Annotated in this window: 20 protein-coding genes; 12 read left to right on the top strand and 8 right to left on the bottom strand. The window is 43.0% G+C overall.

Going from position 1 to position 21488, the window contains the following annotated elements:
* Positions 1-22 precede the first annotated feature (22 nt).
* Positions 23-1390 (top strand): alkaline phosphatase D family protein, encoded by a 1368-nt coding sequence (locus L6773_RS16210; RefSeq protein WP_237855495.1) that lies wholly within the window; start codon positions 23-25, stop codon positions 1388-1390.
* A gap of 48 nt (positions 1391-1438) precedes the next feature.
* On the opposite strand, the gene L6773_RS16205 is transcribed toward L6773_RS16210, so the two are convergent.
* The 3 genes from L6773_RS16205 to L6773_RS16195 form a co-directional block, all read right to left on the bottom strand.
* Positions 1439-2380, bottom strand: coding sequence for a hydroxypyruvate isomerase family protein (locus tag L6773_RS16205; protein ID WP_237855494.1), 942 nt, complete (start codon positions 2378-2380; stop codon positions 1439-1441).
* A gap of 89 nt (positions 2381-2469) precedes the next feature.
* On the bottom strand, positions 2470-3834 hold the full coding sequence (locus L6773_RS16200) for a Gfo/Idh/MocA family protein (RefSeq protein ID WP_255727770.1): 1365 nt from the start codon (positions 3832-3834) through the stop codon (positions 2470-2472).
* Between the two features lie 41 nt (positions 3835-3875).
* The gene (locus tag L6773_RS16195) at positions 3876-5021 is read right to left on the bottom strand and encodes a formylglycine-generating enzyme family protein (RefSeq protein WP_237855492.1); all 1146 of its coding nucleotides are present in this window, start codon (positions 5019-5021) and stop codon (positions 3876-3878) included.
* 209 nt (positions 5022-5230) lie between these two features.
* Between L6773_RS16195 and L6773_RS16190 the strand changes: the two genes are divergently transcribed.
* Complete coding sequence (locus tag L6773_RS16190; protein ID WP_237855491.1) at positions 5231-5593, top strand: transmembrane 220 family protein; 363 nt, start codon at positions 5231-5233, stop codon at positions 5591-5593.
* Between the two features lie 412 nt (positions 5594-6005).
* Here L6773_RS16190 and L6773_RS16185 read toward each other — a convergent pair whose 3' ends face one another.
* Complete coding sequence (locus tag L6773_RS16185; RefSeq protein WP_237855490.1) at positions 6006-6941, bottom strand: NAD-dependent epimerase/dehydratase family protein; 936 nt, start codon at positions 6939-6941, stop codon at positions 6006-6008.
* Between the two features lie 133 nt (positions 6942-7074).
* On the opposite strand from L6773_RS16185, the gene L6773_RS16180 reads away from it, so the two are divergent.
* The 7 genes from L6773_RS16180 to L6773_RS16150 all read left to right on the top strand — a co-directional run bounded on the left by L6773_RS16180 (position 7075) and on the right by L6773_RS16150 (position 12370).
* Positions 7075-7626 carry a hypothetical protein gene (locus L6773_RS16180; protein ID WP_237855489.1) on the top strand — a complete coding sequence of 184 codons (552 nt, stop codon included), beginning with the start codon at positions 7075-7077 and terminating at the stop codon, positions 7624-7626.
* A 353-nt stretch (positions 7627-7979) separates the two neighbouring features.
* The gene (locus L6773_RS16175) at positions 7980-8978 is read left to right on the top strand and encodes a potassium channel beta subunit family protein (RefSeq protein WP_237855488.1); all 999 of its coding nucleotides are present in this window, start codon (positions 7980-7982) and stop codon (positions 8976-8978) included.
* Positions 8979-9614, top strand: a complete 636-nt coding sequence (locus L6773_RS16170; protein WP_237855487.1) for a Crp/Fnr family transcriptional regulator — start codon at positions 8979-8981, stop codon at positions 9612-9614. It begins immediately after the preceding gene.
* 503 nt (positions 9615-10117) lie between these two features.
* Positions 10118-10372, top strand: a complete 255-nt coding sequence (locus L6773_RS16165) for a hypothetical protein (RefSeq protein WP_237855486.1) — start codon at positions 10118-10120, stop codon at positions 10370-10372.
* A 4-nt stretch (positions 10373-10376) separates the two neighbouring features.
* Complete coding sequence (gene trxA / locus L6773_RS16160) at positions 10377-10712, top strand: thioredoxin (RefSeq protein WP_237855485.1); 336 nt, start codon at positions 10377-10379, stop codon at positions 10710-10712.
* Positions 10699-11157, top strand: a complete 459-nt coding sequence (locus L6773_RS16155; protein WP_237855484.1) for an OsmC family protein — start codon at positions 10699-10701, stop codon at positions 11155-11157. The genes trxA and L6773_RS16155 overlap by 14 nt, the downstream gene beginning before the upstream one ends.
* A 94-nt stretch (positions 11158-11251) precedes the next feature.
* Complete coding sequence (locus L6773_RS16150) at positions 11252-12370, top strand: trans-sulfuration enzyme family protein (RefSeq protein WP_237855483.1); 1119 nt, start codon at positions 11252-11254, stop codon at positions 12368-12370.
* A gap of 288 nt (positions 12371-12658) precedes the next feature.
* Here L6773_RS16150 and L6773_RS16145 read toward each other — a convergent pair whose 3' ends face one another.
* Positions 12659-14134 carry a sodium:solute symporter family protein gene (locus L6773_RS16145; RefSeq protein WP_237855482.1) on the bottom strand — a complete coding sequence of 492 codons (1476 nt, stop codon included), beginning with the start codon at positions 14132-14134 and terminating at the stop codon, positions 12659-12661.
* A gap of 73 nt (positions 14135-14207) precedes the next feature.
* Here L6773_RS16145 and L6773_RS16140 point away from each other — a divergent pair, with 73 nt between their 5' ends.
* Positions 14208-14429: a hypothetical protein gene (locus tag L6773_RS16140; protein ID WP_237855481.1), complete on the top strand. Its 222-nt coding sequence runs from the start codon at positions 14208-14210 to the stop codon at positions 14427-14429.
* A 127-nt stretch (positions 14430-14556) separates the two neighbouring features.
* Positions 14557-16983: a replication restart helicase PriA gene (priA, locus tag L6773_RS16135; RefSeq protein ID WP_237855480.1), complete on the top strand. Its 2427-nt coding sequence runs from the start codon at positions 14557-14559 to the stop codon at positions 16981-16983.
* Between the two features lie 67 nt (positions 16984-17050).
* On the opposite strand, the gene L6773_RS16130 is transcribed toward priA, so the two are convergent.
* The 3 genes from L6773_RS16130 to L6773_RS16120 all read right to left on the bottom strand — a co-directional run bounded on the left by L6773_RS16130 (position 17051) and on the right by L6773_RS16120 (position 19541).
* On the bottom strand, positions 17051-17299 hold the full coding sequence (locus L6773_RS16130; RefSeq protein ID WP_237855479.1) for a type II toxin-antitoxin system RelE/ParE family toxin: 249 nt from the start codon (positions 17297-17299) through the stop codon (positions 17051-17053).
* Positions 17296-17484, bottom strand: a complete 189-nt coding sequence (locus tag L6773_RS16125) for a hypothetical protein (protein ID WP_237855478.1) — start codon at positions 17482-17484, stop codon at positions 17296-17298. The genes L6773_RS16130 and L6773_RS16125 overlap by 4 nt, the downstream gene beginning before the upstream one ends.
* A gap of 452 nt (positions 17485-17936) precedes the next feature.
* On the bottom strand, positions 17937-19541 hold the full coding sequence (locus L6773_RS16120; protein ID WP_237855477.1) for a histidine kinase dimerization/phosphoacceptor domain -containing protein: 1605 nt from the start codon (positions 19539-19541) through the stop codon (positions 17937-17939).
* Positions 19542-19960: 419 nt separating this feature from the next.
* On the opposite strand from L6773_RS16120, the gene L6773_RS16115 reads away from it, so the two are divergent.
* Positions 19961-21484 (top strand): sodium:solute symporter family protein, encoded by a 1524-nt coding sequence (locus L6773_RS16115; protein WP_237855476.1) that lies wholly within the window; start codon positions 19961-19963, stop codon positions 21482-21484.
* Positions 21485-21488 lie beyond the last annotated feature (4 nt).

Here is a 21488-nt window from a genome sequence, read left to right as displayed (position 1 = left end):
CAATCCACTTACCTTTTCCAATATGAAATTTCTTCTCTCTGTTTTATCCGTCATTATTTTTTCACTGAACTCATTTGCACAGGATATCAATCAGCACCCTGTACAGTTATTAAGCGGCCCAATGGTCGGTCATACCACGTCATCGGAAGCCAATATCTGGATAGAAACCGACAAACCAGCTGAGGTAAAGATCCATTATTGGGTTGAATCCGGGTCGCGCCCGATTGAAAGAGGTGTTGCTAATGGCAGAACAAATGAAGATGAACCACACACCGGAGTTGTGGAATTGACAAATGTACCGTCCGGGGGAACTGTTCATTATGAATTGGAGATCGATGGCCGCCCCATCAGGCCTCAAACCATCCAATCGTTTACCCTGTTACCTGAAGAAGATTCCTTTGTTGATTTTAAAGTGGCTTTTGCTTCCTGTATGAATCCATCAAGAATACCTCTTCAACCAATTTGGACTCAAGTTGCTGTTTTCGATCCGGATGCTTTTTTCTTGATTGGTGACAATAACTATATGCCAAACAGTGCCGAGGAATATGAAACCTCTGAAAGTACGGTTAAGTATGCGATGGGCCGTTATCACCGATTTTTGCGAGATGTGCCGGGACTCAGAACGGTCCTGGCAACGACCCCCACGTACGGCATTTGGGATGACCATGATTATGGCCCGAATAACTCCGACCGGACGTTTGAGTGGAGAGAATTAAGCCTGGATCTGTTTAAAAAATACTGGCCAAATCCGGCGGCGGGTACATCAGATACACCGGGTATCTTTTATTCTTTTAAAATAGCAGATGTTGAGTTTTTTATGATGGATGACCGCTATCACCGCGATCCCAATAATGCACCCGACCGTAAAACTATGCTTGGCGAACAACAACTTGCCTGGCTTAAAGATCAACTACAAGCAAGTACCGCAACGTTTAAAGTAATAGTGAACGGCCATACGATGTCAATTGACAGGAAGGGATCCGGGGAGTACTGGGCAAATTTTGGAACTGAGCGTGAAGATTTTTTGAACTGGATGTTTTCTGAAAATATTGAAGGGGTCTTTTTCCTCTCTGGAGATTGGCATGTCGGTTCTCTGAGCCGGGTCGATTTTTCTGATGAGGGGTACCCGCTTTACGAGTTAATCAGCTCGAATGCGGGTGTCCATACCGTAGAGGCTGATGCCCATCAATATAGCAGAAACAGGGCGGTGACCGGACACAATAGAAATTTTGATGGTCCTATAGTCAATGACCTGGATGTATACAACTTCGGACTTTTGGAATTTTCAGGGGATGAAAATGATCGCTCAGTTGTGTTAAAGTTGATTGATCACCGGGGTGAAGTGCGTGTTGCTCATCTTCTCTCCCAAGAAGACCTTCGAAAGATGTAAACTGTTGTAGACCCGCGAAGTTTTTAACAACTTCGCGGATCAACCTTATCAAATCTCAAAATCGTCAGCCCTTACATAGGCATCAATCAAGGCAAGCTCCCCCTCTTCTCCATTCATAGATTTCCCGTGTTCCATACCCACGATGCCATCGAACTTTTTATTATAAAGATGTTTGAAGATGTTTCGGTAGTTGATTTCACCTGTATATGGTTCATTTCTGCCGGGGTTATCTCCCAACTGATAGTATGGGATTTCATCCCAGGCGGCATCAATATTAGGTATCAGGTTGCCCTCGGTGATTTGCTGATGGTAGATATCAAACAGAATTTTGCAGGACGGGCTGTCTACATGTTTACATATTCGATTCGCTTGAGAGATTTTGGTAAGAATCATCCCGGGGTGATTTCGAAGGGTGTTTAATGGTTCGAGGACCATCACCAATCCATGTGGTTCCAGGATTTCAGAAGCACGTTTTAAAGCATCGATAAGGTTCAGCTCCTGGTAATTCATATCAAGCCGCATGTCCACATGACCGGGAACGACCGTCATCCAAGTTGCACCTACACGTTGAGCTACTTCTACGGATTCACGAATCTCATCCAAAAATTGGTCCACATATTCAGGATCACCCGTACTCAGGCTTGGTTCATTCCAGTAGATTTGATGAGCCACAAATACGCCCATATCCATCCCGAGATCATCCAGTTTTTGGCCGATCTGCTCTTGGGTTCGCCGGTTTCTTCCCTTCATTCCATTATCTTCCAATCCCCTGAACCCAACATCACTCATAAATTGAAGTTGATCGATTAGGTCACTACCTGCATGATTTTCAAACATCCCGAAGTGTGGAGAATATTTCAGTTTGAAGTCATGCGTTTGGAGTAGGTCGGACTTATTGAGTGATTTAGCTTGTGATGGGGAAAACACAGAGCCTGTTGCAACAGCCGTACCGGCCAACAGTGAATTCTTCAGGAATTTTTTTCGATTCATGGATATAGAAATTTTAGGGGTTTAGAAAAAAAAGATCCGCGAAGATTCAGTAAATCTCGCGGATCTATACCTTTCATTTAAGAATAGAACTATCCTCTACTCACAGTTGATTCCTCTCCCAGTACACTGGTAATGCCGGGTTTTGGAACCGGGTAATTGCCATTTTCATCAGGCATTACAGGAGGTGGTGTATCCCAGGTCATATTGTCGGGCACCATTTTGTCTTGCGCGTTAATGGCTTGATCCCATGTAATCACTTGCCCTGAATATGTTGCCATGCGTCCCATAATGGCGGCAAGTGTGCTTTTAGCTCCATTTTCGGTGTCGCTTATCACATCACCATTCCGGATAGCAGCAAACAGCTTGTCGTGTTCTACCTGGTAAGGGTTTGGATCATTCATGCCATCATGATCGTAAAGAACCACTCCGTCGTGGTCTTTGATAAGAGCCTTATTGCTTGAATCTACTTCAAGGGTGCCATAAGTTCCCTGGAAATGCTCGGCAACTCTCGAGAATGTATCGGGTTGATGCCGGCACTGGCTGGCAATAACAGCTCCACTTGGGTAGGTATATTCTACAAAATGGTGGTCGTAAATCTGTCCGTGATCTTTTCCAGTACGAACTTCACGTCCGCCCATTCCTTGTGCGGAAATCGGGTATTCACCGATAAACCAGTTTGCGACGTCAATGTTATGAATGTGCTGTTCGAGGATATGGTCGCCACAAAGCCAATTAAAGTAGTACCAGTTTCTGTTTTGATATTCCAGTTCGGTCTGATCAGGTTGTCGTTCACGCACCCAAACACCGGCGCTGTTCCAATACACTTGTCCTGCCGTAATCTTTCCGATTCTATTGTCCTGAACGTGTTTCAAGGCTTCATGGTAATTGGTTTGATAATGCCTTTGGAGGCCCACTACCACGTTTAGGTTTTTCTGTTCCGCTTCGCGTCCGGCCTGCAATATTCTGCGTACACCATCTGCTGAGGTACCCAAAGGTTTTTCCATGAAAACGTGTTTGCCCTGGCGAACCGCTTCTTCAAAATGAGCGGGACGATATCCTGGAGTTGTAGCCAGGATCACAACATCGGCCAGTTCAATAGCATTTTTATATCCGTCAAAACCCACAAACTTGTGTTCTTCGGGCACATCAATTCTATCTCCATCGGGATGAGCCTGAGTGAGAGTATTATAGCAGTCATCAAGTCGGTCACGGAATAGATCAGCCAATGCAACAATTTTAACTCCTTCATCTGCATTAAGTGCCTGGTTTGCAGCGCCTGTACCTCGTCCACCACATCCTACAACAGCTACATTAATTACATCGTTAGCAGCTACATACGCACTTGAACTGACCGGTAGTGAACTCAGAAGAATACCACCTCCTGCCGCAAGTGACGTTTTTTTCATAAAATCTCTTCTTGTTATTGTTGATTTTAACTGATCTTTATTTTCCATGATTATCGGGTTTACATGTGTTATGGTTTAGTTTTGATATACTAATTATAATCTTGAATAGCTTCAATCCAGTATTCTTCCATCTCATCTACCGAACCGGGCTCATTGACCGGGCGTACAACACGAAGTCCCACAAATGGAGCATTTGTGTGCCACCACAGACTTTTTGGAAGCTGAGGATCTCTCATTTTCCACGACGGATCTGATCCTCGTCGCTGAAGGCAGCTTACGGCCTCGGCAGAATCCATCCAAGATCCGCCTCGTACAGCGCGAGGGTATAATTCAGTTGGTTTAAAGTAGGGATTATCTGCAGGATTATGTTCCAATGTGGAAGCATAATCTTCGTGATACTGATCGAATGTCCATTCGGCTACGTTTCCGAGCATATCATAAATACCCAGGGCGTTTGGCTCTTTAGCTCCGGGCTGATGATATTTCCGGTTGCTATTCCCTCGATACCAGGCATATTCATTCAGTTCAGCTTGATTTTTGATCGGCTCATAAGAATTTGAATTTGCGGCACGACATGCATATTCCCACTCGGCTTCCGTTGGCAGGCGATAAAAATCACCGGTTTTTACGGTCAGCCATTTTGTAAACATAAATGCGGAATAATGAGTCATACTCACAGCCGGGAAACCATTGGTTCCCATGCCGGCAGTGATATCGGAGTATGGAGGCGAAGGCAGAGAGATGATATCAGCGGGAATGTCGTTGTCTCTAAGTAAATCGAGTGCTTCTTCAGTAAGGGTTGGTGAAGAGACTGCGTCTGAATCAATATCAACTCCATACAAATTTTTATAGACCTGGGAGCGTATCTCTTCAAGCATCTCATTCCGGAACAGGTTGTATTCATCCCAGGTGATTTCGTATTTCCCAATCCAGAACGAATCCACTTTCACTTCATAGGTTCCGGAGTCTTGAAATGGACCCATACTGTATGTTCCACCCGGAACCAAGACCATTTCAATCTCTTCATCAGATCCGGGAATATCAGCAGAGTATTCAGAAATTTCCGTGCTGGATTCAGGTTCGCTTACTGATTGTTCTTGTTCGGTTGGCTGATCTGGTGTTGAAACAGTTTGAACTTCTGTTCCTTTACAGGAGAATAGAAAGAAAGGCAATACCATGTACAATAAAAGAATCGACAGGTTGGGCAATTTTCTTACAAACTTAAAAGACTTCATGATACCTTAAAATTAATGTTAAAAGGAGGTATCTTCGGTAAAAAAGATGTAGATACCTCTAATTTGTTAACTATACTTATAAAATAGCAGAGTGGAAAGAGAAATGTATCAGGTTTTTCCTGAATTTTTAAAGACTTATAAGTAGCTTCATTTCTCATTATAATAATAACTTATCCTAAAGAAATAGCGATAACTATTTGAATTAATCTATGTTAAAATATATAAATTACGTTGTTATCATTGTATTTGCCATAGCTGCTATTGTACAATATAATGATGTAGAGGCAGTCCGATGGATGTTGATCTACGGTGCTGCAACTGTATTATCTATTCTATTTGCTATGAAAAGATTGCACTGGACCACAGCTACGGCTCTTGCTATTATTTGTTTGATCTGGGCACTATTTATAACCCCGGAACTTACTTTAAGCGGATTTCGGCACATGTTTGATGAGGTTCGAATGATTCAAACAGGAGTCGAAGCAGCCCGTGAATTCTCAGGCTTGATATTAATTGCAGCTTGGATGTCAGTCCTGACCTACTCCATTCGTAAAGATAAAAAGTCGGTATAATCCTGAGGATTCGGGAAACCCCGAAGCACTGCTTCGGAACCCCAAAGGACCCTCAATTTAGAACTGCCAAAGTGCTCATAGAACATGGAAAACGGGAGATAACAGAATTGAAGGCAAGTAGGATGGTCGGGGTGATCTCGAGGATTTGGGAAACCCCGAAGCATGTCTTCGGGGCAAAAGAGGCAAGATGTTCAGTTCAACTTCTTTATAGAAAAAATCTCAATTAGGATAGAGAATGATGAATAAGTTTTTTGATATGGTCGGGATGACTGGATTTTCCCGAAGGGATCGCCATGCGAAAACCTGCGACCTGGTCGTACCGAATTCCGAACCGTCGGGGCTGCCGGACTGCGCACCATCCCGAATAAATTAAAATACAGAGTTGCTGAATGAATGCAGATCAGAAAAAATCTCAGGACTGAAAATCAGTTTCAACCACTTTCCTGATGCCTTCCCTGTATGGCGTGGGCTTTAAATTGAACTTTTGTTCAAACTTCTCGCTGTTGAAAATGTAATCGCGATCGTACTGGTACATCATCTCTATATTTTCTCTCATAATCGGCATAAAGAGTCCCATGAGCCGAACAATGAATGTTGAAACGGTTCTGTATTTCGGTTTCTGATTCATGGCTTCGGCTACTTCTTCAACCCATTCCTTTCCTGTATCTGGATTCGAAGCCGTTGGTAAGTGCCATGATTCCCCAAAAGCCCGGGGTGTATTACCTAAGAGGGCTGTGGCTTTGCCTGCATCCGGAGTATAGGTGAAGGAGTGTTTGAAAGAATCACCGCCCAACCAGTTTGCTGTTGATCCCTGGCTGAGTGGTTTAAAAACGGTTTCAATCAAGATCGAGAGCGGTTTCTCAAAACCGGGCCCATAAAAGTCGGCAGATCTGGCAACCAAAGCCTCAATTCGACCCTTTTCTGCAGCATCCCAAAGCATTTTTACAATTTCGGCTCGTACTTTGCCCTTTTCACTTGATGGATTAACCGGTGTTTCCTCCGTCATGGGATTCAGGTGATCGGGATCATAAAGGTAAACATTATCAAAGAAAACCAGCTTCGAGTTGTGTTCTTCACAGGCCTCAATTACGTTTTTCATGATAACGGGCCATGATCTTTTCCATACCTTTTTATCGTACTTTAAGCCAACAGTCAGATAGCAGATATCAGATCCCGAAACAGCTTTTTTTACAGCTTCTGAATCCATCAAATCTGCAGAATAGATTTCGTCAGATTCATTCACTTTCACCGGGTTTCGGCTGACAAGCCTGATGGAATGGGTGTATTGAGGAAGTGATTTTGCAAGTTCTGTGCCGATTGCACTGCCTGCTCCAAGAATTGTTTGCATGATTACGTAAGTATTTTAAGTCATTCTTTTATATAAGATATAAGTATGATCATGGAAAAAGAACCCAAATTGCGAAACAAATCTTTTCATCGAATCGTAACTTATTTAAATCCTTAATACACTCTTTTTGCTTATGAAAATGCATAATAAATTCAAGAAAACAATTGTACCCTTTCTATCGCTTGTTGCATTTACTTTACTTGTAATTCCATCTCAAATAGCAGCCCAACACAATGATATCTTTACAGGCCATGATGACTTAGATGCCGATATCACTGACCGTATGCTTCATGATGATGCCGAATATGCTATGACCACCCGCGAAGGGTCGGTAGACCTGATGCTGACCGATAACACCGTTGTGATTCAGTTTTCCGACCGTTTTCTTTCCGATTTGGACGATGAAATTCGCAGCGAAGCAGATGTAGATGAAGCATCAGTTCTGGCAGAAGTACTCACATCGATGATCAGCAGCGGAGTCAATACGCTACTAAATCATGCACTTGAAATACCGATTCGGGAGATCCGTGAGGTATATTACAAGGACGGGAAACTTCATATTATCGATTACGACGGAGAGGAGATTTTCGGGGAGCTCGAAATTGATGATGTGTACATCATGGAAGATTTCACCCGCCGTGATGCCCGGCGATTTGTTTCTCAAGCTGAACGCCGGATGATTTAGATGGATGTAGCACGGATCACCGAACCGTGAATGCATAATAACTCGGATAAATCAGTGTAATGTCTACTTTAAACATTTAGAAGCTGGATAACAGTCATCGGATGATTTCTTTCGAAAAAGCAGATACTTTTGAATTATTGTGCTGTTTCAGAATTGACTCATCCGATGACTTCACGGAAGCTGATTGTTGATTAAAATTCGTTTAAATTTGGGGACTTTCTTTTTCTTTTTTCCGATACATTAGCCAAGTAATCAGCTCAGCGAGCCGATCTGCATATCCGATAGAACGAACCCATAAGTTGTGCTGTTTTTGTAGTTTACAATAGAAGTAGAACTACAAAAAGAGGTAAAAAATGGAGTATAGATTTTTAGGACGATCCGGTCTGAAAGTATCTGCGCTTTCATTCGGATCATGGGTTACATTTGGAGAGCAGATTGATGAACAGCTCGCAACTGAATGTATGCTTGAAGCTTACGATGCCGGTGTTAATTTTTTCGATAATGCAGAGGCATATGCTGGCGGCAAGTCCGAAACGATGATGGGAAATATCATCAAAAAGCAGGGTTGGAAACGTTCAGACCTTGTATTGTCTACTAAAATTTTCTGGGGAGGAGAAGGGCCGAATGATACCGGGCTCTCATATAAGCATATTATTGAGGGGACAAATGCATCACTTAAAAGAATGCAGACCGATTATGTGGATCTTATCTTTTGTCACCGTCCGGACAAATTTACACCCATTGAAGAAACCGTTCGCGCTATGGACCAGGTAATCCGCGAAGGAAAAGCATTTTATTGGGGCACCAGCGAGTGGTCATCCGAACAGATTCGGGAAGCCTATCAGGTTGCCAGGCGTGAACAGTTACGCCCTCCTCTCATGGAGCAGCCGCAATACAATATGTTTAAGCGGGATAAAGTAGAAGGGGAATATGCGCGACTGTATGATGAAATTGGTTTAGGTACAACTATTTGGAGTCCGCTTGCGAGCGGCCTTCTTACGGGAAAATATAACGATGGTATTCCCGAAAACAGCCGCCTGGCAATGGATAATTACGATTGGCTTCGTGAGAAACTTCTTGAAACGGAAAGCGGAAAACAAAAGCTCCGGAAAGTTAAAAAGCTGGCAGAAGTTGCCGAGGATGCAGAGGTTACAATGCCTGAGATGGCTTTGGCCTGGTGCCTGAAAAACCCGAATGTGAGTACTGTTATCACAGGGGCTTCCAAACCGGAACAGGTCCGGCAGAATATGAAAGCGATTGACAAAGTAGAACAACTAAATGATGACGTTATGGAAAGAATCGAAGCTGTTCTCGACAACAAACCTGAAGATGAAACTGATTTCCGCCCATAGATGAATCCATCATTTAAATCACTCCGCCATGCTTCCCAACAGAAACCGATTTCTGATATTATCGCAGAACTGAAAGAGGAGGGATATGAGCGGGAGTTCAAAAAAGGGGATGTTCTTGTAAAGCCCGGCAGACCCATATCGGACATCCCCATTATTCTTGAAGGTGCAATCAGTGTTTACCAACTGGATGATGATTACCGCGAGATGCTTCTCTACTACCTTGAGAAGGGTGATATGTGCATTATGTCGTTCATGGGGGGCTTGTACAACGAGTCGAGCAAGATAAAAGCCGTGGCAACAGAAGATAGCCATGTGCTTCTCATACCGGTGCAAAAAATCGGGAAAATCATTAAACATCATCCTGAGTGGGTGGAGTATATTTTTGATGTTTACCACCAGCGGTTTCATGAACTGTTGGACGTTGTGAATGCTGTAGCCTTCAAAAAAATGGATGAGCGGTTGTTGGATTTCATTGAAAAGAAGAGGGAGATTACAGGAAAATCAACCCTCAAAATCACCCATGAAGAACTTGCCAACGAACTGGGAACCGCACGGGTGGTGATATCGAGACTGCTTAAGGAACTGGAGAAAAAGGAAGTTCTGAAGCTTGGAAGAAATAAGATCACTCTATTGTAACCCGTTTAGGTTAGCCAAAGCAGTGTCCTTGAAGCGTCTGAAGCCTGTCTGTGCCGAGGCTTCGGCAGACAGACAGAGCGGAAGTCCTTCAAGAGTCACGTGTTCTTAAAGCAATCACCAAAAAGGACGCTTTCCCGACAACTCGGGACGGACGCTTGAGCGTCTTTTAACCGATAAACGCGTTATTGTAATGCATTGAGAGGTTGAGTAAAAATAGAGCTTGTACTAATTTGAAGGGTGGAAGCGAACGCAGTGAGCATAGGATGAACGGGTAAATAACTGTTTGAGTTGAATATCCAAGTTTTGATGATCGAAAATATCCATTGCCCCTTTGAACTTTAATAAGTTCTTATCTCAAATTTACCCTACTGTAACAAATGTTACTGAGTTGGAAAAAATGGCTTGGTATATTTCTCTTCGTTGATTGAGTATTCAGGTTTAATTACTCAATCCTCAATAGTCTTACGATTTGAATCAATAACGGTAGAAATCAAATAATAGATATGAATATAAAAGAGCAGCTTTTGTCGAACTGGTATCCCATGCGTTGGTTTATGCTTATTGTGGGAATTGTACTTGGATATAATTACCTGGCCAACGGTGCGGCTATCTCCGGCCTGCTGTCGCTCATTATTTTATTCCAGGCAGTAACCAATACGGGGTGCTTGCTTGGTCGCTGCTCGCCGTCTGTAGATTATCAAGCCAAAACCGATTCAGACCTGGACGATGTAACCTTTGAAGAAATAAAAACCCATTAAAACTATGAATAACACAGAAGCAAAAGAGATCACATTTAACGATTTGATTAAAGGAGAAACGCCTGTACTGGTTGATTTTTATGCAGATTGGTGTGGTCCGTGCCGAATGATGCCACCGATTTTACAAGAGGTAAAAAACCGGTTTGGCGATGATCTGCAAATCATTAAAATTGATACTGAAAAAAATCCCGATGTAGCTATTCATTACAATGTGAGGGGAATTCCGAACATGATTCTTTTCCACAAGGGTGATGTTTTATGGCAGCAGGCGGGAGTAATACAGGCTCCACAACTCGAAACGATTATCCGGCAGAAACTGGAGGAACATGAAGCTGCCTGAGAGTCACAGCTACGATGTAAAACTATCCTTTAAAGAGGGACGAAAAGGTGAGCTTTCAGCAGCGGGCATTTCCGAAACAATAGAAGTGGCTACACCTCCACAATTTCCAGGAGGTGTAGACGGTGTATGGTCACCCGAGCACCTCTATACAGCTTCAATTGTGAGTTGCTTTTTCACCTCATTTGCGGCTATTGCCGATTATTCAAAACTGGATTTTGTAGATCTGGAAGTTGAAAGTTCAGGTGAGATGAACCGTAATGAGGACGGTAAATATGTTATGAACAAGGTGATATTAAGACCCGTTCTGACAATAAATGATGAATCCAAAGAAAAGAAAGCGTACCGGATCATGGAGAAAGCAGAGGAGATCTGCCTGGTAACCCGGTCCATTCACTCAAAAATAATTTTTGATCCCAGCGTTTACATTTCCCAAAAAGTAGAATAGATTTAATGCCGTTTGTTTTTCTTGTATGTTTATAGAATTTGGCAAACGAAGTCTATGAATAACAATTGGTTGAAAAAAATCTCCAGAGAATATTATGAAATTTGAAACGCTGGCTATCCACGCAGGACTCGATATTGGGAATCCTTCAAAAGCTATTATTCCACCCATCTCCCCAAGTACCATTTTTGAAATTGATGAGGAGGGCAGAAACCCGGATGATCTGCATTACACCCGACTGCAAAATCCGAACCGGCAGCAGTTTGAACATTTGATTGCTGCTTTGGAAGGTGGTGAAACTGCGGCAGCCTTCTCTTCCGGAATTGCCGCGGGAACGGCCATTTTGCAAGCTCTCGATCCAGGTGATCATGTAATCATTCCCGAAGATGTGTATGCCGGAAACCGAATGATGATCAAAAAAATTATGACTCGCTGGGGGTTGGAGTCAGATTTTATCGATATGACAGACGTGGATAATATCGATTCTCATATCAAACCAAATACGAAAATTATCTGGATTGAAACCCCTTCAAACCCGTTGATGCGTATAACGGATATTGCAGCGGTCGCCGAATTGGCAAATTCGAATAATATCCGAACCGTGGCTGATAATACCTGGCCGACACCGGTAAACCAGTTACCGCTTGCATTGGGAGTTGACCTTGTTCTGCACTCTACCTCTAAATATTTTGGCGGACACAGTGATATTCTTGGCGGAGCTGTAGTTTCAAAGAAAGAGGATGACTTTTTTGAGCGTGTTTTGACCGTTCAGAAAATGGGAGGCTCTGTCCCCTCACCCCACGACTGCTGGCTGCTGAGTCGCAGTACCCGAACGCTTTCGTATAGAATGAGAGGTCATAATGAGCATGCTGGAAAAGTAGCTGCTTTCCTGGCAGATCATCCAAAAGTTGAGGATGTGTTTTACCCGGGATTGGAATCTCACACAGGACATGAAATCGCCAAAAAGCAGATGAAAGGTTTTGGCGGCATGATCTCCTTCTTAGTGGATGGCGATTATGATGATACAATTAAAGTTGTTGGACGGGCAAAGTTGATCAAGCGTGCAACCAGTCTTGGAGGTGTAGAAACAACCTGGGAGCACCGAAGAAGCAGTGAAGGGGACGGTTCGGTATCGCCGGAAAATATGATCCGTATCAGTGTTGGCCTCGAACATCCCGATGATATTATTGAGGACTTGGAGCGGGCACTAGGATAATTATATACAAGTCGGTAGATTTAGGTCTCAGGAAATTTCCCCTCCTGTGCAAGGAGGGGTTAGTGGAGGTAGTAGATGGCAATGATGTCATCTCGACTTAGTTCGCACCCAAGGTCCTCCTTTGAGATACAACGCAAGAGGTTTACTTATACCAAAAGTTCCTGGTCATCGGAGCTTTAGCGTAGTTGACCGCCTTTGGAACATCCTCTCAGAAACTCCAATTTTGAAGGAAACCTCGCAGACTGATTCAGAATAGAAATGCCGAACTCTGAAGAAAGCAAATCACTCTCACCCACCCGAATTCACAAACTTCTCAACCCGTTCGGGATCATCCGGTCTGGTCATCAGGCTCACGCTTACGAGGAGGACCACATTTACAATCAACCCATAAATTCCTTCGTGCATCGGGAACGGTTTGATTTCAGGAAAGATCAGGCAGAGAGTATTTATCAAAATTCCTCCAAACAGCCCGGCAAGAGCACCGGCTTTCGTAGCTCGTCTCCAGTAGAACATGGCGAAGACGATGGGGAAAATTTGAGCAACACCGCCATAAGATCCAAGTAGTAAGGCCACGATTGATACATCAATCACAACAGCAAACAGGTATGCGATCAAACCAATGAAAACAACAGATAGCTGAATGAGTAGCCGCTCTTTTTTATCGCTCAATGGATGACGTACTAACTGACTTATGCCATCCCGGATTCCAATGGATGCCGCTGAATGAAGAATCGCATCACCGGAAGACATCGATGCAGCCAATGCACCGGCGCAAAACAGCCCCACCACAATGGCCGGAAGATCAAGCTGCATAAGGATGTAAGGTAATATACTGTCTGCTTCTTCAACTCCCGGAAAAGCAACGATGGCAGAAAAACCGATCATCAGAATAGGGACAAGAAAAATCAAAAATGTGGGATAAAGAACGACACTCAATCGCAATGATTTTACACTTTTTGCAGCGTAGCTTCTCATGAAAAGATGAGGCCACATGGAAAAACCAAAAGCCGAGACAAGAACGGCTGAGCTGTATCCCCACCAATCCCAGGGAGTGCCGTCGGCTGCCAATCCCGGGGCTTCCAACATAGCTGTTTTTCCACTCTCCATAATAGCTGTAAACATCTCACCAATTCCACCATAGAGTGTATTTGGCAGGTAAATTCCCAGTACCCAAGCCATTACCATCATGAACATTCCCTGGAAGGCGTTGGACCACCCAACCCCCATCACACCACTAAAATAAACGTATATCAGAACAACCAAATAAGTAACTCCTGCTCCAAGCCAATAGGGGATTATCCCTTCACTGATTACATTCAGTACATACCCGGCGCCCACCATTTGAAGTGTGAGGTAGGGAATAAAAACGACGACACTGAGCAGCGCCAGCATTACAGATATAAATTTGCTGTCGAACCGGTCGGCCAAAAGTTCCGCTTGAGTTACATATCCGTATTTCTCTCCCAAACGCCAGGTTCGCGGGCCAAAAAAGTAGAACGGCACAATGCCAATCACGCCATAAGCGATGATGTAAAAAGCAGCAGCGCCACGGGAGTACGCCCAGCCGGGCCCACCAAGAAATGCGAAAGATGAAAAGATCGATGCACCCAGCACAAAATAGAGGATAAACACATTCATGCTGCGGTCGCCTGCTACATATCCGCTGACACTTTTCGAAATTTTGAGTGATGGCAGTACGCCTGTGAGAAGGGAGATAAGAAGGTACAGGCCAACAATAATGAGAATAATTGTGCCGGTTTCCATCTATCCTGTTTTTGATTTATGATCAGATCTGTAAAGGAGAAGCAAAGAGATAAACCCTGCGATTGTGCAAAAAATGATCCAAGCAAAGGAGAGAGGGAAACCTAAAATCAATGGAGTGGCTGATGAGAAAAAAGTATATCCGGGCCAGATGATCATCAGGGCAATAAGTGTTATCATGATACAAAAAATCACCCTGGATGTTCGGAAGGATGATCGGCTGCTTGTACTGCTGGAAGTATTTGCCACGGTATTTTTGGTTATTCGTGATTGGATGAAGCGTGAATATAGTTTTTAAAAGCCTAAACTGAAAGATCTGCAAGGTTTCCAAAAAGTGCTCGGATGTATGAATAAACTTATTATGATTATTTAGCAAAAAGTACTCATCCGATGACTATCTCCGTAAGATTCCATAGCTTTGGTTCATGCCAAAAACTTATGTTGATATAGCATTTCCAACTGCCGTTCGCAGATTATTTACTTATCAAATCTCTGAGGATCAAACCATAATGCCCGGAATGCGGGTTTGGGTGCCGCTGCGTAATGAATATGCCATCGGAATGGCGGTTCAGGTTCACGAACACAGGCCGGATTTTAAGACAAAACCGGTTGAGCAAGTTTTGGATGATGAGCCGATCATGAATGAAACCATGCTTCAGCTTACCGAATGGATTCACAGATTTTACTACTGTAGCTGGGGAGAAGCGATTCAGGCAGCGTTGCCGGTTGGGCTGAATTTTAGTTCAGTGAAAAAACTGCGGGTTAAAAAATCAAATCGAGATCAACTCACAAAAAAAGAGAAAGAACTTCTTGAGGATCTAGAGGCTGGAGATTATACACTCCAGAACGCCCGAAAACGATGGCGGGATGGAGTGGAAAAAAAGCTTCTAAACAAAGCAATAAAATCCGGCTGGATTGAGGTTTGGGAACAGCCCAGGCAGCGTGTGGACTACAAAACGGCAAAGCATTGGAAGATCCCTGCATCCATTGAGCCGAAAGAGATCCTTGAAGATTTATCGGAGAAGGGTCAATCCAAAAAATGGGAACAGGCGTTTGAGGAATTAACAAAACTGGATCTGCCAAAAACTCACCGGGATCTACTTGGAGATGAACTTTTTACACCCTACACACTCAAAAGAATCGAAGAAGAGGGTTGGATTGAATCGGTCGATTTGCCCGTAGAAACGAATTCGCAGAATATCGGCGTACATGATCCTGAACTAATTAAAACGCTTACTGAAAAACAGAAGAATTCATTTGATGCCATTAGAGAACCGCTTGATGAACGAGTGTTCAAAAGTTTTCTGCTGTACGGCGTAACCGGCTCAGGAAAGACGGAAGTCTATATTCACGCTCTCAAACACTGTTTAGAACAGGACAGAGGCGGACTGGTACTTGTACCGGAAATTGCGCTTACACCTCAAACAGTTCAGCGGTTTTACCAGATTTTTGGAGATCAGATAGCTGTTCTACACAGCAGACTCAGTGATCGTGAACGGTTCGAAGCGTGGCAAAGTTTGAAATCCGGTGATAAGCGAATTGCCATTGGGCCGCGCTCAGCTGTGTTTGCACCGGTTCAGGATGTTGGATTGATTGTGGTGGATGAGGAACATGATACCTCGTATAAACAGTTTGATCCGTCTCCACGCTATCATGCCAGGGATGTTGCTGTGATGCGGGCTCACATGGAAAATGCAGTTGTGGTGTTGGGATCGGCCACACCGGGAATGGTTTCCGTGAAAGCGGTGATGGAAAAGAAACATGAAATGCTGCAGCTGCCGTTGCGCCCAACCGGAACCATGCCTGAGGTAAAAATTCTGAACCTGTTGGAATACAAGCATGCAATGAAAGGTTCTTTGACTGCGGAACTTCATTTAGAAATAGAAGAAGCACTGGAGCGAGATGAGCAGGTGATTTTACTCTACAATCGCAGGGGTTACTCTTCCTATTTGCAATGCGAAGACTGTGGACATATTCCCCAAAGTCCACACAGTTCAACGAGTCTCACTTATCACAAAAAGAAAAATATTCTGCTGTGCCATTACAGTGGCTATTCTCGCCGGGCGGATACTCACTGTGAAAAATGCGGATCTGACAATATGGTGTCTAAGGGGAGCGGGACTCAAAAAGTGGAGGAGGAGATGCAGGATCTGTTCCCGGATGCTCGACTGTTGAGGATGGACCGCGATACGACATCCGGGAAATTTGGTCATCAGAAAATTTATGAGAAATTTCTGAATGGTGAGGCTGATATTTTGATCGGAACTCAACTTGTGGCAAAGGGGCTCGACTTTCCGAATGTAACCGTAGTTGGGGTTGTGAACGCAGACACGGAACTTGCATTTCCATCTTTCAGAGCCGGCGAGAGAATGTTTCAATTGCTGAGCCAGGTAGCGGGCCGTGCCGGCCGTGCCGAAAAGCCGGGGATTGTTTACGTCCAAACCTGGAAACCGGATCATCCGGCTATTGTCTCGGCACGTACGCACGATTTTAAATCTTTTGCAAAACAAGAACTTGCAAACCGGGAGATGCTAAACTTTCCACCTTACTCGCGAATGGTGGTGTTTCAATTTAAATCCAAATCAATAAGCAAGATACAAACGGTTTCGAACCGTTTTTGTGACGCCATGCGAAAAGTAGTGGGCGAAAATGTTGTGATGGGGCCTTCCCCATCTGTTATTGAATGGATGAATGGGCAATTCCAATGGGAGGCCAATATCAAACTGAAGAGAACGTATAATGCCCATGTAATTGAAGAGCTGCTGAATAGAATTTTTGACAAGTATAAATCGATGAAACCGAAAGGTGCATCCTCCGTGAGGATTAATGTGGATGTGGATGCGGTTGAGTAGGGTTTAGAATTATCCGATTATTTATTTTTACATGTTATCTGGCAAACTTCTCGCCTCGTGAATTACACTAAGAATATAAATTTCTGATTTCTTTAATGAAGTAAATAATTCTGTAAGGATGCATAAAAACCTCCCTAATATTTCTATCCTGATATTCAGGAACAGTCCTTCCCTTATGTGGATTTTTAGAAATTTTTTCGGCGATACTAATAATTCTTTCAATTGTTCGAGAAGCGTAGTAAGGAGAGTCTTCCGCAATGTAGTCAAAAATCTGTGAGAGATGTTTTTCTGCTTTAGAAGTCCAGATTATTTTCATCTCTCAATGTTGAACTTTTTTTTGATCTCCTTGTGTGATAATACATTACCCTCCTCTAGGTCCTTTAAACCATGTTCAATAGATTGCCTTACATAGATTTTGTACATCAAATCATTCCAATCTGCATCTTCGGGCAGATCATTTAAAAGGGATTCTACTTTTTCTTTTAATCGTGTTTTTCCCATTAAAATCGCCACTTTATGTAAATAAATTTTGACTCAATGTATTAATAACGATGGAAAGACAGAAAGATTTAAACCAAATCAGATTCTAAAAAGAAAGAATTACTTATTACCAAAACCTCAAATAGCCAATCTCCTCATGGAGCCATCGTGTAAATTTTTGAGCTTTCCACCAGCCAAGTACTGCACATAATCCAAGATAGTTTAAGAAATAGGGATTTTTAAACCAGTAAAAAGATTCTCCAATGGCTATTCTGGCAAAAAATTTCGAGTCATAGAAAAGAATATGGAAGAAAACGATTCCGAAGAGAACAGCTATGCAGCAATTTCGAAATATTTGAAAGAGAGACTCTTTTTTATCAGGTGGTTTTGAGTTCTTTTTAAACTCTTCGAAGGAGGCGAGCGGATCTTTAGTATTTTTTCATGGGAGGCATTCTGGTCCTCCTACTCTCTATTTACTCACTGATGATCGACTCCAGCGGAATCGAAAATTCAAAACGCGTGCCATGACTATTGCTGTTGATCGTCATGTTGGCTTTTAACTGATCTGTAAAACTGTTGACGAGTGTCATACCCAACGAGTTGCTTTTCTTCAGATCGAGATCTTCAGGGATGCCGGAGCCGTTGTCGCTAATGTTTAGCTGCATTGAATGATCCTTTATGCTCGATAAAATCTTGATGCTGCCATTTTTTGTTTCGTTAAACGCATGCTTATGTGCATTGATCAGGATTTCGCTAATCATCAAACCGAGTGGAATAGCCTTTGCCATATCGAGGTGGAGGTCGTCCACTTCATAGTTCAGATTCACAACTTTATTACCATCATGGAATGAACGATGGGTGACTTCAGCGATGTTTTCGATATAATTTTTAAGGCTGATTTTCGAAAAGTTTTCATTATTGTAGAGGGCCTCATGTGCGAGAGACATTGTACGAATTCTGGATTTCGAGATCTTCAGTAGATCCGCTACACTTTCGTTTTCGCTCATTGTCTCCTGCAGCTCAAGCATGCCGTGTACCTGTGCAAGATTATTTTTTACACGGTGCTGAATCTCTTTAAACAAGATATCTTTCTCTTTGAGTGAAACTTTTAGCTCTTCACGGCTTTCAAGAAGGTCAGCGGTTCGTTCTGAGACTTGCTCCCGTAAATTTTCGTTCCAACTGTGCAGAAGGTAGATAGCGGCAAATCCGGTAATAAGAATCAGCCCGATGGATGTCCAGGTAATGATCTCGAACGCTTCGAGAGACCCCATGATGTCTGTGACCAGTACCATGTCGCTGCTGCCAACGGTTTCGCGAACAGTAGACCGCCCAAGCAGATACCCGGAGAATATAAAAAGTGCCAGGGTAAGTGCCACACTGACTACAGACCCATAAATCCATTTTGGGGAAACGTCTTTCTGTTCCGGAAGCTCAAAAAGTTGACTTTTCTTCTTCTCAACCCAAGGCGACAGTATGAATAGAAGTGGGCCTAATATCAGAATAGATTGAAAAAAGATCCCGGTCCACCAGCTTTTCCAAACAATCAGTGTATCTTGAGCCGAGAGTTGAAGGAAGAAACTCCAAATAAAAGATCCCATAGAGCTGGCAAGTGCTGCAATGAACGAGATTACCACAAAAGCAGCTACACTTTTAATACTTCTCAGAGTATACGGAATTCGAATACTGTGGTACGCCAATGCAAAAAATCCCATCCCAAAAATAAACGACATACCGATCAGGGAAGCCCACAGCACAGTGATGTTTGACATATATGCCACGGTAAATGTGCAGAGATAAACGGGAATAAACCCCCACTCAAAACCAAACCAAAACAGCAAAATCATCCCGATGATCAAAGCGGGATTCAACAGGAAGAAATTGATGATCTCAACCCTGTCTGAAGTTAGAGTAAGCCATTCTTGTTGCATTAGATTAGCTGTAATTAACAAGGAAGCAACAATAATGAATACCCAGACAATTATTGGGCCATACAGCCTGGTATCTGAAATTTTAAAATTTGAGGTAAGAAAGTCTATTGAGACGGGCCTCCAAATAAAATTGTAGTCCTTATTTTTCATACCCGATTAAATAAATACGTATTGTGTTGCCATAGTCGATTACAACAATTGCCTGATTTTCCCCTTTTTAATCAAAATAAGATGTATTGATCTATTCAAAACCAGCAAATTAGAGGCCAACAAGATTTATGCTCTATATCTGGTACGCCTGCATTTTAAAGATGTTTGAAATAGAGAACTTATCAATTTTTTAACAAAATATTTTAAAAAAAATTAACAATTGGCCTTAAAACCGATCAGAATCTATCCTAAATGGCATATTTGAATTTTTCAGGTTGGAAGAATAGCCTTGTTTTTGTTTGATGCTTGCTGATGAAGCTTGTACCTTTCATACCTAATGAATTGACACGGAAGTGGAAACGAAACAAAAACCTACGAGCAATATTCAGGCTATATCTCATCGATCCCCACGCTGATTTATGCACTATATAGATCTCGCACTGTTTGTAGTATATATCGTAGGACTGCTTGGATTTGGATATTACTTTTTCAGGCAAAACAAGGGAGGAGAAGACTACTATGTAGGCGGAAGAGACATGAACAGTCTGCATATTGGGCTTTCCGTTGTAGCAACTGATGTTGGTGGTGGTTTTTCCATCGGACTTGGCGGACTTGGTTTTACCATGGGACTTGCCGGTTCTTGGATGCTGTTTACAGGATTAATTGGTGCCTGGATGGCGGCTGTTCTACTGATTCCAAAAGTAAAAGGGAACCGGGCATTTGATAAAGCCTATACCTTTCCCGAAGTCTTTAAGCATTTTTTTAATGCAAAGGTAGCCCTGATAGCCGGAATTATTTCAGCCATTGGGTATGCCGGTTTCACAAGTTCACAAATCCTGGCCGGCGCGAAACTCGCAAATGGTACTTTTGCTAACCTCGATCTTCAAACCGCTCTTATTATCATGGGAACCGTGGCAGTTCTCTACACCGTACTGGGTGGCCTGAAAGCTGTTATTTATACAGATACGATACAGTGGACTATTTTAATGCTCGGGTTGATATTCATCGGGATTCCGGTTTCCTATGATGCAGTGGGCGGCTGGAGTGAAATACAAGCGGCTGTTGATCCTCAATTACTCACCCTTGGAAATATAACCTGGCAGAGGGTTGTTTACTGGGGGGCAACAATCATCCCGATATGGTTCGTGGGTATGACACTCTATCAACGCATTTATGCCTGCCGGGATGAAAGAACTGCAAAACGGGCCTGGTATCTTGCCGGGCTTTTTGAGTGGCCGGTAATGGCTTTTATGGGTGTTTTATTAGGGCTTTTTGCTAAGGTTGCCGCTTCCCAGGGTATGTTTGATTACCTTGGTGCGGCCGACATATCAGATACTGATCCGGAAACAGGTTTGCCGATGCTGCTGCGTACTGTACTCCCTGTTGGGCTGATGGGAATTATGATGTCAGCCTATTTTTCAGCTATTCTATCCACCGCAGACAGTTGCCTTATGGCATCATCCGGAAATGTAGTTTCTGATATCATCGGCTATTTCAAAAAGATTGATCACGAAAGTCCGAGGTTTTTACGGTTTTCACAAATAACAACCTTCATAATTGGAGCAGGAGCACTCCTATTGGCAAGTTCCATGCAGAGTGTTCTAAACCTTATGCTCTATTCATATGCATTTATGGTTTCAGGACTATTTGTACCGATTATAGGAGCGTTGTATTGGGAGAGAAGCAGTAGTGCCGGCGCAATTTCTGCGATGCTGATTGGCGGTACAACTACTGTATATCTAACATTGGGTCATCCAGTTCTTAGCTGGGAGGGATTCAGTCTGTCGTTCTGGAATGATATTGCCATCGATTTTATAGAAATTGCCTTACCTTATGGATTGGACCCGAATGTGTTTGGAATTTCAGCATCTGCTGTAATATTTGTAACTGTATCACTCCTGTTTCCTGATAAAGTGAAATCTGAGAATTTGAAGAAGGAATAATACT

This window comes from Rhodohalobacter sulfatireducens (genome assembly GCF_022012475.1).
GTDB classification, from domain to species: Bacteria; Bacteroidota; Rhodothermia; order Balneolales; family Balneolaceae; genus Rhodohalobacter; species Rhodohalobacter sulfatireducens.
Note: the sequence above shows the minus strand (reverse complement) of the source record. Positions and strands in the feature narration are given on the sequence as shown.

Bases quoted from the DNA above. Each gene is read 5' to 3' on its own strand.
- L6773_RS16185 (WP_237855490.1), bottom strand. From the start codon at position 6,941: ATGCAAACAATTCTTGGAGCAGGCAGTGCAATCGGCACAGAACTTGCA.
- L6773_RS16140 (WP_237855481.1), top strand. From the start codon at position 14,208: ATGATCCAAGCAAAGGAGAGAGGGAAACCTAAAATCAATGGAGTGGCT.
- L6773_RS16170 (WP_237855487.1), top strand. From the start codon at position 8,979: ATGAATCCATCATTTAAATCACTCCGCCATGCTTCCCAACAGAAACCG.
- L6773_RS16195 (WP_237855492.1), bottom strand. From the start codon at position 5,021: ATGAAGTCTTTTAAGTTTGTAAGAAAATTGCCCAACCTGTCGATTCTT.
- L6773_RS16180 (WP_237855489.1), top strand. From the start codon at position 7,075: ATGAAAATGCATAATAAATTCAAGAAAACAATTGTACCCTTTCTATCG.
- L6773_RS16115 (WP_237855476.1), top strand. From the start codon at position 19,961: ATGCACTATATAGATCTCGCACTGTTTGTAGTATATATCGTAGGACTG.
- L6773_RS16125 (WP_237855478.1), bottom strand. From the start codon at position 17,484: ATGGGAAAAACACGATTAAAAGAAAAAGTAGAATCCCTTTTAAATGAT.
- priA (WP_237855480.1), top strand. From the start codon at position 14,557: ATGCCAAAAACTTATGTTGATATAGCATTTCCAACTGCCGTTCGCAGA.
- L6773_RS16150 (WP_237855483.1), top strand. From the start codon at position 11,252: ATGAAATTTGAAACGCTGGCTATCCACGCAGGACTCGATATTGGGAAT.
- L6773_RS16205 (WP_237855494.1), bottom strand. From the start codon at position 2,380: ATGAATCGAAAAAAATTCCTGAAGAATTCACTGTTGGCCGGTACGGCT.
- L6773_RS16155 (WP_237855484.1), top strand. From the start codon at position 10,699: ATGAAGCTGCCTGAGAGTCACAGCTACGATGTAAAACTATCCTTTAAA.
- L6773_RS16120 (WP_237855477.1), bottom strand. From the start codon at position 19,541: ATGAAAAATAAGGACTACAATTTTATTTGGAGGCCCGTCTCAATAGAC.
- L6773_RS16165 (WP_237855486.1), top strand. From the start codon at position 10,118: ATGAATATAAAAGAGCAGCTTTTGTCGAACTGGTATCCCATGCGTTGG.
- L6773_RS16190 (WP_237855491.1), top strand. From the start codon at position 5,231: ATGTTAAAATATATAAATTACGTTGTTATCATTGTATTTGCCATAGCT.
- trxA (WP_237855485.1), top strand. From the start codon at position 10,377: ATGAATAACACAGAAGCAAAAGAGATCACATTTAACGATTTGATTAAA.
- L6773_RS16130 (WP_237855479.1), bottom strand. From the start codon at position 17,299: ATGAAAATAATCTGGACTTCTAAAGCAGAAAAACATCTCTCACAGATT.
- L6773_RS16210 (WP_237855495.1), top strand. From the start codon at position 23: ATGAAATTTCTTCTCTCTGTTTTATCCGTCATTATTTTTTCACTGAAC.
- L6773_RS16145 (WP_237855482.1), bottom strand. From the start codon at position 14,134: ATGGAAACCGGCACAATTATTCTCATTATTGTTGGCCTGTACCTTCTT.
- L6773_RS16175 (WP_237855488.1), top strand. From the start codon at position 7,980: ATGGAGTATAGATTTTTAGGACGATCCGGTCTGAAAGTATCTGCGCTT.
- L6773_RS16200 (WP_255727770.1), bottom strand. From the start codon at position 3,834: ATGGAAAATAAAGATCAGTTAAAATCAACAATAACAAGAAGAGATTTT.